The organism is Streptomyces sp. NPDC044704, assembly GCF_056433525.1.
Genome location: NZ_JBWKGY010000004.1, coordinates 26,726 through 42,018 on the forward strand (window position 1 = coordinate 26,726; position 15,293 = coordinate 42,018).

Consider the following 15,293-nt stretch of genomic DNA (forward strand, 5'->3'; position numbering starts at 1 on the left):
TTGCCCACCAGGCCCGTTGCAGTCTGGATACGTGCATTACACCCACAGCACGTACGGTTGTCAACGATTGACTACTGGGGTCCGGCGTGAGCACCATCTAGGCGCGTGCGGCACCTTCATGCCGGAAACCTCGCAGATGCCCATGTGTTTCCGGCATTTGCCTGATCCCACCAGCAGGGTGCCGGTCCGGCCGCCGCCGCAGACCAGATCGACTAGGAGTAGCACATGCACATAAGGTCCAGCCGCGCTCGAAGCGGTCCGAACTCCGGCCGCACCGCGATGCGGCGGGTGCGGAACGCGTTCGCGGTGGGTGCCCTCGCGACGGCGCTGATCACCGCCGCGGCACCGGCAGCGTTCGCAACGACGGACTCGGAGGTGGGTGTCGCGAACAACATGTACCCCGCCCTCAAGGACATGAAGGGGTACATCGCGACGTCCAAGTCGTTCACGCCGTTCACGGCGAACGCCGCGTCGCAGATCGGCGGGTTCTGGAACAAGCCGGCGATCGACACGTCGACGATGCGGGGCATCACGTCGGGAAGCCTGCGGCAGCAGCTGAAGAGCGCCGGCCCCTACACCACGTGCGACCCCTCCTCTTCCAACAACTGCTCCAATGGGCCGCTGCACATCGACGCGTTCCTGTCGGCGGACGAAGCCAACGTGGACGCGGTCATCCCGACCGCGGCCGGCGGGACGTGCACGGCGAGCGGGAGCGTCGAATGCAACGGCGACCCCACGACCAAGCATCTCGTGGCAGTCGGGCGCCTGGCGATCTACAGCTGTAGCGGCAGCTGGGCGGGCTCGACCAAGGGCGATGACCCGTCCAACGCCGGAAGCCCGCCGCTGGCGCTCGGCGCGGACGCCAACGGCAGCGGTAACGGCAAGGCGCAGTCGCCTCGCTGCGACGCGACGCCGGTCTCCGGCGGCGCGCCCACGACGATCCCGGGCGTGGTGAGCTGGCTGGCGACGAGCGGGCACCGGATCGCGGTCGCCGACCCGGCTTCCGCACCGTTCGGCGCGGCGTCCAAGCAGGCCCTGGTACAGAACGGGTTCACGTGGACCGACAGCGGTCCGGGCCAGAACGTGTTCCGGGGAAGCGCCTGCGACAGCGCGGGTACGGCGTGCAAGGTGCGCCTGGAATCAGGAATCAGCCAGGTGCGCGGCGCGGTGACGGCTAACGCCGGCGGAAACACCCAGCTGGGTCTGGTCGCGAAGTCGAACGTCGTGAACGTGAGCTGGACGTCCAGTTCACTGAACGGCACCACGGGCAACGATCCCAACACGTGGACCGAGGTCAATGCGAGCGCGTACTCCGGCTACGGGGGCATCGAGCAGTACGGCGTCGCCCTGAACGGCGGAAACGCCGGCGCAGCGGCCGTCTGGAGCGACCTGTTCAACAACGACTGGGACCTCGACCCCACCATCCAGGGGACCCTCGCCGCCTACGGCTACTAGGCGACCCGGAAGCCTGGGCAACGGGCCGTCGGCCGGCACGGACATCGCCCGCCGACGGTCCCGGCCCGGCGTCCCGCCGATTGACGGCCGTCATGCCGGAGCGCGTCACCCATTCCTCTGTATCAGGCCCTTAGGAGGGTCCTCACCCATGCACAGATCACCACGCCGGCACCTCACGCCGGACGGTCGCCCGGTCGCGGCCACGCACGGCCGGCGACGCCGAATTCCGACGCTCGTCTTCGCGATGGCTACCGTCGTGATGGCCGCCACCCCGGCCTCGGCGACCGGTGCCAACACGACCGGCTTCGGTACCGCGGTGAACCTCGACGACAACGGCCGCGGCAGCTCCGCCGTCGCGATCGGCGATCTCAACAACGACGGTAAGCCGGACCTCGTGACGGCGATCCGCACCGAGGGCCTCGGCGTGTTCCTCGGCTCGGGCGGCGGCAGCTTCGGCGCCGTGACGAAGTACGCGGCCCCGCAGACCTTGACGAGCCGCTTTCTCAGCTCGGCGGAGATCCGGGACGTCAACGGCGACGGCCACAAGGACGTCATCAGCCAGGACGGGCGCGGCAACGTCGCTCTGGTCTGGCTGGGCGACGGCTCCGGCGCTCTCGGCGCCGGAGCCTCGGTGGAACTCAACCCGACGCCCGGGTGCGACACCACGGGCGACAACCCGTGCGTCGCCCGCTTCCCGACCGGCGTCGCCGTGGGCGACTTCGACGAGGACGGCAAGCCGGACCTCGCGACGTCCAACGCGAACACGAACAACGTCGCGGTCGTGCTCGGCAACGGGGACGGCACGTTCGGCGCGGCGACGCGGTTCGGACTGAACGGCGGCACCGGCCCGCAGGGCATCGCGGCCGCCGATCTCAACGGCGACGGCCATCTGGATCTGGTCACGTCGAACTCGTCGGCCGACACGCTCTCCGTGCTGCCGGGCGACGGAGACGGGGGCTTCGGCACCGCGTCGAGCGTCTCGGCCGGCATGACGCTGCCGTCCAAGCTCAAGCTCGCCGACGTCAACGAGGACGGCAAGCAGGACGCCGTGATCGTGGCGCCCGGCACGCCGGGGCGCGTCGCCGTACTGCTCGGCGACGGCGCGGGCGGGTTCGGTACCGCGAGCCTCCTGTCGGCCGGGTCGAACCTCACCTCCGCTTCGGTGTCCGACCTGAACGGCGACGGCCACGTCGACCTGGTCGTCTCCAGCTCCGGTTCGCACGAGGTCGTCGTGTTCGAGGGCGACGGCACGGGCGCGTTCGGCAGCCCGCTCGCATTCGGGCTGGGCGGCGGTGGCAACCCTCAGGCCACAGCGGTAGCCGACCTCGACGGCGACGGGCGTCCCGATGTCGTCACGGCCAACAGCAACAGCTCGGCGACGTTCGTCAAGGACGCCACGGTGCTGCCCAACGCGACCAACCGGACGCCGACGGCCGCGAACGACTCGTACAGCCACGTCGGCGCGGACACCGCACTCGTCGTCGGCGCTTCCGGTGTCCTCGGCAACGACACGGATCCGGACGGCAGCACGCTGACGGCGTCGCTCGTGACCGGCCCGACGCACGGCACCCTCACGCTCAACCCGGACGGGTCCTTCAGCTACCAGCCGACCGGCGCCTACGTCGGAAGCGACAGCTTCACGTACAAGGCGACCGACGGCACCGTCGACTCGAACATCGCGACCGTGACGGTCAACGTCTCGGCCGGCTGTAACGGTCTCGCCGCCACGATCACCGGCAACGGGACGGTGAACGGCACGAACGGCGCCGACGTGATCGTGACCGGCAACGGGAACGACAGCGTCAGCGGGAGCGGCGGCAACGACACCATCTGCACGTTCGGCGGCAACGACGCCGTGTCGGCCGGCAGCGGCAACGACTACGTCGACGGTGGTGACGGCAACGACGCCATCACCGGCGGTGACGGCACCGACGCCCTCAAGGGCGGGGCCGGCAATGACGCGCTCTCCGGCGGGAACGGCAACGACACCGTGGCCGGTGGCGCCGACAGCGACACCCTCTCCGGCGGTGGCGGCGCGGACGTCTGCGCCGGCGACGCCAACGGCGGTCCGACGCTCGCGGGCACGGATGCGATCGCGGCCGGCGGCTCCTGCGAGACCGTCGTCGAGGTGCCGTAGCCGACGGGTCGTTACCGGCGGCTGCCTATGACACGCTGACCTGCAAAAAAGGCCCGGCAATCGCAATAATGCGATCGCCGGGCCTTTCTTGGTCCTGCCGGCCGGTATCGGTCGGATCGAGTCGTGGCGCGCGCGGCGGTGACGTGGATACCTGGGGGGGGGGGACGATCACCACGAGGGTGGCGTCAGCCGGTCTTGACGGCCGGCTGCGTCGAGTCGACGTCGACGGCGTCGAGGAACCGGCGCGCGGCGTGGACGTGTTCCAGTCGCAAGGCGTAGCTCGCGCGGGCGATGTGGTCGCCCGCGGCGTCCTCCTTGGCGCGGAGCGACTCCTCGATCTCGTCGATGACGACCCGTTGCCGCTCGACCAGGCGGGCCGGGCTGGTGCCTCGACGCTGGAGCAGCAGGAGCTTGCACGTGAGCTCGGCGCGGACGTCGAACAGTTCCGTCACGGGTTCGCTGAGCCACCGGCTGACCGTCGTCTTCGCCGAGCGGGTGGCGGCGTGGATCATGCGCTGCGGTCCGCGATCGCTTTCCTCGGCGCCGACCGGCGTGATGAGTCCGCGCTCGACGAGCCGCGTGATCGACCGGTAGACCATGGGCCGCGAGATGCACCAGAACTCACCGATCTCCGCGCCCTCCGCGGTGAGGGTGGCGATGGCGAAGCCATGGCTGGGTCGTTCGGCCAGGAGTGCGAGCACGATCCATTCGGCCAGTGGCAGATCAGGTTCCGTCATGGTCACCAGGGTAAGGACCGTCGATGGTATTTGCGATGCCGACCGAGCCCGGAGCGAAAAAGGCGGGCATGAGGACCGGATCCCGGGAGAACACACCGATCGGCCCGACGTCAGCCGTACGACGGAACCGGCGTCCGGCCCTGGTGGTGATGATCAGTGGCGGACCGTCGTGAGCGGCGCAGGCGTCGCGGACAGGTCACTCAGGCTCTCGTACCAGTCGACGACGGGCGCGCCCACGAGAAGGGCTGCGATGGCGCCCGCGGCGAGGAACAGGCCGAAGGGGAGGCGGGTTCGGCGGTTCGCCCGCCCCGCCGCGATGAGCACGATGCCCACCAGCAACCCGGCGACGCTGCCGGCCAGCACCGCGAAGACGAGATGCGACGGACCGAGCCAGCCCAGCCCGGTGCCGAGCAAGCCGGCCAGGCGCACGTCGCCGAATCCGAGCCAGGCGGGCCGCACCCAGTGCAGGGCGAAGAAGACGGCGAACCCGCCCGCTCCGCATGCCGCGGTCACACCGAGCCGGTGCCACTGGCCGGTGGCCGCCGCGGCCGCGAGCAGACAGGCGGCGGTGAGCCCGAGAGTCGGGTAGAGCAGCCGGCGTGGGAGGAGGAACTGTTCGGCGTCGCAGGCGGCCAGGGCCAGCAGTCCTGCCGTGAAGACGAGTGCGGCCGGCAGGATTTCCGACCGGCCGAAGCGCAGTGCCTCGGCGACGAACAGGAGCGCGGTGAGCGCTTCGACGAGCGGGTAGCGCGCGGGGATCGGAACCCGGCAGGTGCGGCAGCGCCGGCCCAGCAGGAGCCAGGACACGACGGGGATGTTGTCCCGGGCCGCGATCGGCGTGGCGCATCCCGGACAGGCGGAGCGTGGACGCACGACCGAGAGGCCGGCCGGCACCCGGGAGACGGCGACGTTGAGGAACGACCCCACAGCGAGCCCGAGCAGACCGATGATCACGACGAATATGGGTGACATGCGCGCAATGGTGCCGTACCGCGCGTATCAGTAGCTACCGGCGAAAAACGATGGGTCGGCGAAGCCGCGGGCTTACGACGGCGGTTCGCCAGGTGGCGCATCCGAAGCCACCTGGCGAACTCGGCCGTCCGACGGCCACCGGCCGACGACGCCCGATGAGGGCTCCCCCGCGTCAGACGCCGTTGCAGGGGTTCGCGTCGCCGGGCACCAGCACGACCTCGTACGACTTGCCCTCGTCGCCCAGAGTGACCTGGTGCCAGCGGGAACTGCTGGACAGGAACCCCTCCTGCAGCGTGGCCATGTCGGCGTACTTGTTGTGATTGGCGAAGTACGCCTCTTCCGCGGTCTGGATCGTGGACTTGTCGGTCTTGCACGCCGAGCCCTGACCCTTGTCGTTGATGCCTCGGACGGAGAAGACGACGATGGCGGACAGGATGCCGAGGATCACGATGACCACGAGGAGCTCGATCAGCGTGAAGCCGGCTTCCGTCGTCTCGTTCTGTGCGCGCATCCGCTGACGCGACGTGCCTTGCAGGTAAGTGAACATCTCTCTCCATCTACGGCGACCGCTGCAAGATCGAGTGATAGTAACAGCGTGATTAATCAGCCGCAGACTACTGAGCAGGCAGTGGACCCACAAGGGTTGATCGCGGCGGGCTCCATTCATCCGGAGGCTGCGGAGGGGGGCGCGTTGACGTGCAGTAGTATGCGGCTGACTAATCAGTGGCTGACAGTGCCGCGCGATCTCGCGGCACATGACCGGCCGTTGTACTGGATGCGCGAAAGGGGTGGGTTCCTTGGCGAACCGCCGTCTCTTCCGGGGCCGCACGGCGGCGGCAGACCCGGCGGCCGAGGACGGGACCCTGCCCGAGGGGGCGCAGGACCCGGCCCCGGCTGAACCGGTCCGGGGCGCGCAGTCCGGCGCGGCGCGGCATGTGCCCCCGGAGCAGAACCGGCCGCGCATCGGGGAACTGTTGGTGCGGCGCGGGCTGCTCACCCCGGCGCAGGTGGACGAGGCCCTCCTCCAGCAGTCGGCCTCGGGCAAGCGGCTCGGCGCCCTGCTCCTCGAACTCGGCATGGTCGACGAGCGCTCCCTGGTCGAGGCCCTGTCCGAACAACTCGACATACCCGTGGCCGACTTGCGTCAGAGCGAACCCGATCCCGAGGCTGCGGCGCGGGTGCCGGAGGCGCTGGCCCGCTCGCTGGGCGTCGTCGCGGTGCGGCGGGCCGAGGGCACGCTGCTCATCGCGGCGGGCGACCCGGGTGACCCGCGCGTACTCGACGAGGTCGGCCAGGCGGTCGCACCGGATCAGGTGCAGCTGGCGATCGCGGCCCCCTCGGACATCCGGCGCGCGATCGACAGCGCCTACCGGGCGTTGACCGGCGTCAGCAGTCTGGTCGAGGCCTTCGAGGCGACCGAGACCGGCCGCGGCGCCGCCTCCAGCGCCAGAGTGGTCAGCGAGGACGCGCCGGTCGTGCACCTGGTCAACCTCATGCTGACCCAGGGCCTGCGCGACCGGGCCTCGGACATCCACATCGAACCGCACGCCGACCGGGTCCGGGTCCGGTACCGCATCGACGGCGCGCTGCACGACGTACTGAGCCTGCCGGAGAACATGGGCCCGTCCGTGGTCAGCCGGATCAAGATCATGGCCAACATGAACATCGTCGACCGGCGGCGCCCGCAAGACGGGCAGATCGCCACCGAGATCGACGGCAGGTCGGTCGACATCCGCGTCGCGACCACCCCCACCATCTGGGGCGAGAAGGCGGTACTGCGGCTGCTCGACAGCAACCGCACCCTGTTGCGGCTGGCCGAGCTCGGCATGCCCGCCGCGACCTACGAACGGTTCGCGTCGCTGCTGCGCTCCCCGTACGGCATGGTCGCCTGCGGCGGACCGACCGGCAGCGGCAAGACGACCACCCTGTACGCCACGCTCGGTGAGCTGAACCAGAGCGAGCGCAACATCACCACCATCGAAGACCCGGTGGAGTACGTGGTCCCGTCGGTCAACCAGATCCAGATCAACGAACAGGCGGGCGTCTCGTTCGCGACGGGGCTGCGCTCGATCCTCCGGCAGGACCCCGACGTGATCCTGGTCGGCGAGATCCGGGACGGCGAGACGGCACGGATCGCGGTCGAGTCCGCTCTCACCGGCCACTTCGTACTGTCGTCCATCCACGCCGCCGACGCCTGTTCCGCACTGCACCGGTTCACCGACATGGGCATCGAGCCGTTCCTGATCACCTCCACGGTCGCCGGGGTGGTCAGCCAGCGACTGGTGCGGCGGATCTGCGACCAGTGCCGCGCCCCCTATCAGCCCGGCGTGGACGAACTGGCCTTCTTCGCGAAGGCCGGCGGGTCGACCGACATCGGGTTCTGGCAGGGCCGGGGCTGCAACTTCTGCTCCCGGACCGGCTACCAGGAGCGGATCGGCGTCTTCGAACTGCTCGTGATGAGCGACACGGTCAAGCGGCTGCTCGTCGAGAAGGCGTCGATCAGCAGCCTGCGCAGGGCCGCCCGCGAGCAGCACATGGACAGCCTCCTGGACGGCGGCGTCCGTCTGGTGGAGGAGGGCGTCACGACGATCGCCGAGATCATGTCCAGCGTGTACGTGGTCTAGGCCGCCCCTTTCGGATCTTGCCGAACGTCCCCTGGTGTCCGGCTCGCCGGACACCGCACCCACACACCGACGACGCGAACCTCCGACCCCGCAAACCAGGAGTGCACCGGCATGGCCACCTTCAAGTACGTCGCGATCGGCCCGGACGGGAAACAGGCCACCGGCGTGCTCACGGGCTCCAGTGTCGACGGGGTGACCGACAGCCTGGCCCGGCAGGGCTACGACGTGCGGTCGGTCACGGCCGCGGGCCGCGACCTGCTGCAGCTCGAACTCACCGCGGCGAAGGTCGACCTGGTCGAGCTCAGCAACTTCTCCCGCCAGATGGCCGCCTTCATCAAGGCCGGAGTGCCCATCCTGGACGCCCTGGAGATCATCCGCGCCGAGACCAAGGACAAGAAGCTGGGAGGGCTGCTCGTCGACGTCATGGACTCGCTGCGCTTCGGCGAAAGCTTCGCCGGCGCGATGGCCGTCCACGCCAAGGCGCTCCCGCCGTTCTACATCTCCGTACTCCGCTCGGCGGAGGCGACGGGTGAGCTCGACGTGGTGATGGCCCAGTTGGGCCGCTACATCGAGCGGGACGTCGAGGGCCGGCGCACCATCCGCTCCGCCCTGACCTATCCGAGCCTGGTGATGGCTCTGGCCGTCGCCGTCATCCTCGTCCTCGTCATCTTCGTACTGCCCCGTTTCAAGCTGTTCTTCGAGTCCTTCAACGCGGAACTGCCGCTGCCGACCCGGATCCTGATGGGCTTCACCGACTTCGTCACGGTCTGGTATCCGGTCGTCATCGGTGTGCTCGTCGCGCTCGTCGCGGCGGTGATCGCCGGTCTGCGGACCGAGCGGGGACGGGTCCTGCGCGACCGGTTCCTGCTGGCGATGCCGGTGGTCGGCGATGTGGTCCGCTACATGGTCATCGAACGGTTCTGCCGCATCCTGACCTCGATGATCAAGGCCGGCGTGCCCATCCCGGAGGCACTCAGCCTGGCCGGCTCGGGCGCCAACAACCTGGTGTACGAGCGGTCCATCGGGCGGGCCCAGGTGGAGATGCTCGAAGGCGGCGGCATCTCCGGGCCGATCGCCCGCACCAAGCTGTTCCCCGGGGCGGTCACCCAGATGATGCGCGTGGGGAAAGAGACCGGGACCCTCGACGACCAGCTCGAGAACGTGTCGGAGTTCTACGAGAAGGAACTGCAGCACAAACTCAAGCGGCTGACCAGCCTGTTCGAGCCGGCCATCGTGATCGTGGTCGGGGTCGTCGTGGGGTTCGTGGCCATCGCCCTCCTCTCGGCGATCTACGGCGTCTACAACCAGGTCGAAGTCCAATGACCGGCCCGGCACGCCGCCCGCGGCGTCCCCGCGGCGAAGAGGGCGAGACCCTGGTCGAGGTTCTCGTCGCCGTGGTGCTCATGGGCATTGCCTTCGTGGCCGTCTTCGGGGGCATGGGCACCGCGATCATCAGCTCGGTCAGGCAGCAGAAGGTGACCGGCGCCGACTCGGTCATCCGCAGCGCCGCCGAGAAGATCGTCAGCGATCCGTACGTCTCCTGCGCCAGTGGCTACGAGACTCCGACGCCGCCGGCCGGGTACACCGTGACCCTCAAGATCGAGTACTGGGACGGAGTGGGCGCGTTCGGCCCGTCCTGCCCGACGGCCGACACCGGAGTACAGAAGGTGACGCTCACCGTGCAATCGACCGGCCCGCACCCCGTCAGGGACGCGACGCTCGAAGTGGTCAAGCGGGAGTCGATGCTGTCATGACGACCCAACGGACGTCCGGCCACCCGGAGTCGGGGTTCACCCTGACCGAACTGCTGGTCACGATCGTCATCCTGGGCATCATCGGGCTCCTGCTGCCCAGGGCGATCGTCCTCGGGCTGCGCTTCACCGCGGGCACGGAGAAGCGGGTGGCCGCCACCAGCGCGGTGGGCACGCTGGGCCGCTACTTCTACGGCGATGTGCACAGCGCGGCCGACGTCACGACCGACTCCGCATGCGGCGTTGCCGGTGTGATCGTCCACCTGAGCCGGCCCGGCACCGACGTCGTCTACACCTACGACCAGCCGACCGGCACCCTCAACCGGGTGAAGTGCACCGACGGAGGCGTCGTCACCACGTTGCTGGGCCGGTTCGACACCACCACATCGACCCGTCCGGTGACTCTGAGCTGCGGTGCCGAGACCTCGTGGACCTCTCCCATGGAGGTAACGCTGACCGTGCAGAGCGACCCCGCCGCGCCCCCGACGGCCCTCACCGCCGTCCGACGATCGAGCGCGTCATGACCGGCCGCCTCGATCCGCGCCGCCGGCGCGACGACGAACAGGGCGCGACACTGATCCTCGCGCTGGCCTTCATCGTCGTCTTCAGCCTGGTCACCGTGTCGGTCCTGTCCTTCGCCGCCACGGGCCTGAAAGCCGCGGGCCTGTACGTCGACCAGGGCAAGCGGGGCTACAGCGCGGACGGTGCCACGCAGCTCGCGATCAAGAACTTCTCGCAGGGCAACCCGTGCGCCGACTACACCGCCCCGCCGATCAACGGCCGGCAGATGATCGTCCACTGCGACCCCCTCAACGCGTCTCCCGCGGCCGCGCGCGCCACCCAGCCGCAGGACGCGCTGCGCAGCCTGGGCAAGGCGGCGGAGGACGGCATCAACGTGACCACGCCCGGCCTGCGCGTGCAGGGCAGCGTGTTCTCCCACTCGAACATCACCGCCGGCGCCGGCGCCTCGATGGTGGTGTCGGGCGACGTGTCGGCCGTCGGCGACTGCTCCCGTGCCGTGTCACGGACCCAGCTGCCCCCAACCCAGGCGCCGTACGTGCACGACTGTGCCAACGACACCCCGTCGGCTCCCGCCGACGAGGTCGTGGGCGCCGACCCGGACTACACCCCGCCGGCCACGGCCGTCCCGGTCCGGCAGCCGGTTCCCGCGTGTCCCGCCCCCGGTTCCTGGCTGGTGCGGTTGCAGCCCGGCTACTACGACGACGCCGGCGCCCTCACCCGCCTCACCGGTGGCGACTGCCCGGGCGTCGTCGTGTGGCTACAGCCGGGCCTCTACTACTTCGACTTCACCTTCACCGGTGGCACCGCGGTCTGGACGGTCGACGATCCCACGGTCAGCGTGGTCGGCGGTACGCGGGCGGGCTGGGATCCCGGGGCCCCCACCCGCCCGGCCGTCCCCAGCCCGGGCGGTTGTGACACAGCGCGGCCCGAAGGCGTCGAGGTCATGATGGGTGGCGGCAGCCAGTTCCAGGTCGACCGTGGACACGTCGAACTGTGCGCCCCGGTGACCCCGGACGTCCAGCAGGTGGCGGTGTACGGGGTCCAGCCGCCGAAGCCGTCACACACGCTGAAGCCGACCGCGGTGGTCACGAACACCGGCTTCGCCGACCCGGGCCATGCCCTGACCAGTGGCGAACGGCCGACCCTGGCCGGGTGTTCGCAGCCGGCGGGCACCGCGAGCTGCACGGCCGACGCCGTCCTCGACCCGACGAAACGGCGGTCGGCCTCGATGCAGCTCGCCGGCTTCACCCCCCGGGTGCCGCCCGGTTCGGTCATCACCAGCGCGACGCTGCGTGTCAGGCACGCGGACGACGGCGGCCTGACCGCTCCCGGCGCGGTGAAGGTCACCACCGCCGTCGGCGCAGACACCTGCCGCACCGACAACCTGCCCCGGCACACGGCACTCGCCACCGATCCCCCGATCGACCTGCTGGGCGCGTGCGGGCTCACCGACCCGGCTCGGCTCACCGCCCTGACCGTGACCTACGCCGCCACCCTGGACACCGGCGGCACCACCGCCACGGAACGCCTGGACGGCATCTGGCTGGAGGTCGCCTACCGCACGCCGACCACGTTCAAGCCGACCGCCGTGACCGCATCCACCGGGTTCACCGCCACCGGCACCGATCCCGACAACGCCCTGGAGATCGGCGAACAGCCGACATCGTCGGTGGCCGGCGCCGCTCTGAGCACGGCGGTCCCGTCCGTGTCGATCACCCTGGCCGGGTTCGGCCAGCCGCCCTTGCCGCCGGGGTCGACGGTCCACTCCGCCGTGCTGCGGGTGGCCCATCAGGAGACCGGCGACGCGGCGGCTCCCAGAATCAGCGTCACCCCCGCGGGCGGCGGGGGAAGTTGTAGCAACCTGCCGCTCACCGTGCGGGCCGGCCTGGGCGACGACCGCGTCGACCTGAAGGCGTGCGGCATCGCCGACCCCGCACGGCTGACGGGCCTGACCGCGACCTACGCCGCCGGGCTGAAGGCGGGCGGCAGCGCGGGCGCCGATTCCCTGGACGGCATGTGGCTCGAAGTCGTCTACGACCCGCCGCGGCCCCGGCCGGCGACGAGCGCGTCGTCGACGACGTTCGTCCGTGCGGCCAACGCCCAGGCGATCGACGGCGCCAACACGGCCCACGCCACACTCGACTCGGTCACCACGCCGACCGCCACCGTCAGCCTCGGCGGTTACGACACCCCCGCGGTGGCGCCCGGCTCGGTCCTGGACGGGGCCCTGCTGCACGTCGCGCATCGCGACGATCCCGGGGCGGCCGGAGGACCGCCGCCGACGGTCGCGGTCACCCTGACCGGGCCCGGGATACCCCGCTCCTGCACCGCCCCGCAGCAGCTGGCCACGCACCGGGACGCCCTGGGCACCGACACCCTGGACCTGGTCGCCATCTGCGGGCTGACCGACCCCGCCCAGCTGACCGGCCTGGTCGTGACCTACTCCGCCACCCTCGGCGCCGGCAGCACCACCGCCACCGCCCAACTCGACGGAGTCAGCCTGGAACTGGCCCACCGACCCCCGATCGCGGTACGGCCCACCCAGGCCATCAGCACCGCGACGCCCACCGCCGCGGCGTTCCTCAACCCGAAGAACGCCCAAGCGCTCGACACCGCGACCGCGACCGCGAGGCTCTCCACGGCCACCCCGTCGGCGTCGATCCGGCTCGGCGCGTTCGCGATGCTGCCCCTGCCGGCGGGGGCGGTGATCGACAAGGTCGTGCTGCACGTATCGCACCAGGACGACGACGCCACCCCGGCCCCGCCCTCGCCGACGGGGCCGCCCTTGCCGGCGGAGCCGTCCGCGCCGACTGGGCCGACGGGGCCGCCCACGGCCTCGCTGACCGTGTCCGGGACCGGTACCGCCTGCGACGCGAACCACACCCTGACCGCCGATGAAGGCGCGCTCGGTGTCGACGTGGTCGACCTCGGCGCCTGCGGGGTCACGAAGGCCGACCAGTTGTCCGGGCTCGCTGTCGACTATGCGGCGATGCTGGGCACGGGCGGTACCGACGCCGCCGTCCAGCTCGACGGCGTCGAACTCGACATCGTGTTCCGAGCCCCCGCCATCAGGGCCCTGTCCGGCTGCCTCACCACGGGGAGTCGTTGCGCGGTGCTGAAGTCGACCGACGACGCCGACACGGACACCCATCACAGCCGCATGGTGATCAACGGCACCGTCTACGCGCCGACCTCTGCCGTCGACCTGTCGATGAGCCAGGTCAGCTCGCAGGTCGTCACCCGCGGCGTCATCGCCCGGACCATCGGCCTCGGCATCCGTCCGGCCGCGGGATACCTCCGCCCGGTGATCGGAGTCCCACCGGAGCCGGTGCTGTTCACGACCTATCCGGCCGTGATCGCGAAGCCGGCGTCGGTCACCGCGATCACCGGGTTCACGGCCCCGGCTCCCGGCGCGCCCGTCGACGTCACGGACGCCACCATCCCCGGCGGTGGCCGGGCGTCCCTCACGTTCGGCGGCTACGCCCAGCCGGCACCGGCACCGGCACCGGCCACGACCGGAGCGCTCGACCACGTCGTCCTGCAGGTGGCTCATCACGAGGACGGCGACGTGGAGTCGGTGAAGATGTCGGTGGACTTCCCCGGCAGCACCTGTACCGGCGTCAACAGCAACGTACTGGACGTGCCGGTCCGTCTCGGCTCCAGCGGCCCGGTGACCGACCAGGTCGACCTGGCACCGTGTGGCCTGACCGAGGCCTCCCAGTTGGCCGGGCTGACCGTGACCTACACCGTCACCGCCGGGAGCGGAGGCGCGACCGAGTACCTCGGCGGCACCCGGATCGACCTGCTGTCCGGCCCGCTCGTCAAGGCCGCCGTGTCCTTCGACGGCCACACCAGCACCGTCAAGCAGTGGACGGTCCTGCCATGAGCAAGCACACCACCTTGGAGACCACCATGTCCGGGCCAAGTGCCGCGATCATCGACCGCCTGCTCGGTGAGCTGTGGGAGCGGGGCGGCAGCGACCTACTGCTGACCACCGGATCGGCGCCGTTCCTGCGCGTCGACGGCGCCCTGCGACCAGTCGAGGGGCCCGCGCTGACCGAGCCGGAGGCCGATCGCCTGGTGACCGGCGTGCTGGGCGAGGAACTCACGGAACGGTTCCGCCGGGAGAAGCAGGTCGACTTCGCGTTCAGCTGGGGGGAGAAGGCCAGGCTGCGCGGGAACGCATTCGTGCAGCGCGGCGCCTCGGCTCTGGCGCTGCGGATCATCCCGTTCGACGTGCCGTCGTCCGAGCAGCTCGGGCTCCCCCCGGTCGTCATGGGGTGGGCGGGCATGCCGCGCGGGTTCGTGCTGGTCACCGGGCCGACCGGGTCGGGGAAGTCGACGAGCCTGGCGGCGCTCGTCGACCACGTCAACACGCACCGGTCGGTGCACATCCTGACCATCGAGGACCCGATCGAGTACCTGCACCAGCACAAGCGCTCGGCGGTCAACCAGCGCGAGGTCGGCACCGACACCGACTCGTTCCCGGCCGCGCTGCGTGCGGCCCTGCGTGAGGATCCCGACGTCCTGCTCCTCGGCGAGATGCGCGACCCGGAGAGCATCTCCGCGGCCCTGACCATCGCCGAGACCGGGCACCTGGTGTTCGCCACCCTGCACACCAACGACACGTCGCAGACGCTGGACCGCATCGTCGACGTGTTCCCGGCCGAGCAACAGCCGCAGATCCGGCTGCAATTGGCGCACACCCTGGTCGGCATCCTGAACCAGACGCTCATCCCCCGGATCGGCGGGGGCCGGGTGGCCGCCTTCGAGGTGCTGGTGGGCACGTCGGCGATCCGCAACCTGATCCGCGAGGGCAAGACCCGCCAGATCCGCAACATGGTCTCGACCGGCCACCGTGACGGCATGCAGACCCTCGAAACCAGCATCAACGCCCTCGTCGCGGCAGGCGCCGTCGCCCACGAGGAGGCACTGCTGCACACGGCCTACCCGGAGGACATCAAGCGGCCCCACGTCCAGGTCGGCCGCGCCTGACCGTCCGATGGACAGCGTCACGAAGAGGCGGCCCGGGGCGCGGAGACCGCTCGCGCGGGATTCGCTTCGTACCTGGTCGCCCGCTCTTCGCCGGGTACCT

General features: G+C 70.5%; 11 protein-coding genes. 8 read left to right on the forward strand and 3 right to left on the reverse strand.

Translation table 11 applies throughout. The annotated features are described in order from the left end of the window. The first annotated feature begins 279 nt into the window (after positions 1 to 279). Both AC07B0_RS10880 and AC07B0_RS10885 read left to right on the forward strand, forming a co-directional pair. A complete protein-coding gene (locus AC07B0_RS10880; protein WP_469378449.1) occupies positions 280 to 1,455 on the forward strand; it encodes a type 2 periplasmic-binding domain-containing protein in 1,176 nt (391 codons plus the stop codon). Positions 1,456 to 1,699: 244 nt separating this feature from the next. Beyond that, complete coding sequence (locus tag AC07B0_RS10885; protein ID WP_469378447.1) at positions 1,700 to 3,592, forward strand: FG-GAP-like repeat-containing protein; 1,893 nt, start codon at positions 1,700 to 1,702, stop codon at positions 3,590 to 3,592. A 185-nt stretch (positions 3,593 to 3,777) separates the two neighbouring features. On the opposite strand, the gene AC07B0_RS10890 is transcribed toward AC07B0_RS10885, so the two are convergent. The 3 genes from AC07B0_RS10890 to AC07B0_RS10900 form a co-directional block, all read right to left on the reverse strand. Further along, the gene (locus tag AC07B0_RS10890) at positions 3,778 to 4,329 is read right to left on the reverse strand and encodes a PadR family transcriptional regulator (protein WP_469378445.1); all 552 of its coding nucleotides are present in this window, start codon (positions 4,327 to 4,329) and stop codon (positions 3,778 to 3,780) included. A gap of 153 nt (positions 4,330 to 4,482) precedes the next feature. Then, positions 4,483 to 5,301 (reverse strand): prepilin peptidase, encoded by an 819-nt coding sequence (locus tag AC07B0_RS10895; RefSeq protein WP_478897640.1) that lies wholly within the window; start codon positions 5,299 to 5,301, stop codon positions 4,483 to 4,485. 172 nt (positions 5,302 to 5,473) lie between these two features. Continuing rightward, positions 5,474 to 5,812, reverse strand: coding sequence for a type IV pilin protein (locus tag AC07B0_RS10900; RefSeq protein WP_469378441.1), 339 nt, complete (start codon positions 5,810 to 5,812; stop codon positions 5,474 to 5,476). Positions 5,813 to 6,098: 286 nt separating this feature from the next. On the opposite strand from AC07B0_RS10900, the gene AC07B0_RS10905 reads away from it, so the two are divergent. The 6 genes from AC07B0_RS10905 to AC07B0_RS10930 all read left to right on the forward strand — a co-directional run bounded on the left by AC07B0_RS10905 (position 6,099) and on the right by AC07B0_RS10930 (position 15,193). After that, positions 6,099 to 7,925: a GspE/PulE family protein gene (locus AC07B0_RS10905; protein WP_478897642.1), complete on the forward strand. Its 1,827-nt coding sequence runs from the start codon at positions 6,099 to 6,101 to the stop codon at positions 7,923 to 7,925. A gap of 111 nt (positions 7,926 to 8,036) precedes the next feature. Then, positions 8,037 to 9,248 (forward strand): type II secretion system F family protein, encoded by a 1,212-nt coding sequence (locus tag AC07B0_RS10910; protein ID WP_478897644.1) that lies wholly within the window; start codon positions 8,037 to 8,039, stop codon positions 9,246 to 9,248. Then, positions 9,245 to 9,679: a prepilin-type N-terminal cleavage/methylation domain-containing protein gene (locus AC07B0_RS10915; protein WP_478897646.1), complete on the forward strand. Its 435-nt coding sequence runs from the start codon at positions 9,245 to 9,247 to the stop codon at positions 9,677 to 9,679. Before AC07B0_RS10910 ends, AC07B0_RS10915 begins: the two co-directional genes overlap by 4 nt. Then, positions 9,676 to 10,200: a type II secretion system protein gene (locus tag AC07B0_RS10920; RefSeq protein ID WP_478897648.1), complete on the forward strand. Its 525-nt coding sequence runs from the start codon at positions 9,676 to 9,678 to the stop codon at positions 10,198 to 10,200. The genes AC07B0_RS10915 and AC07B0_RS10920 overlap by 4 nt, the downstream gene beginning before the upstream one ends. After that, positions 10,197 to 14,084: a hypothetical protein gene (locus AC07B0_RS10925; RefSeq protein WP_478897650.1), complete on the forward strand. Its 3,888-nt coding sequence runs from the start codon at positions 10,197 to 10,199 to the stop codon at positions 14,082 to 14,084. Before AC07B0_RS10920 ends, AC07B0_RS10925 begins: the two co-directional genes overlap by 4 nt. Continuing rightward, complete coding sequence (locus AC07B0_RS10930; RefSeq protein WP_478897651.1) at positions 14,081 to 15,193, forward strand: type IV pilus twitching motility protein PilT; 1,113 nt, start codon at positions 14,081 to 14,083, stop codon at positions 15,191 to 15,193. The genes AC07B0_RS10925 and AC07B0_RS10930 overlap by 4 nt, the downstream gene beginning before the upstream one ends. The last annotated feature ends 100 nt before the right edge of the window (positions 15,194 to 15,293 follow it).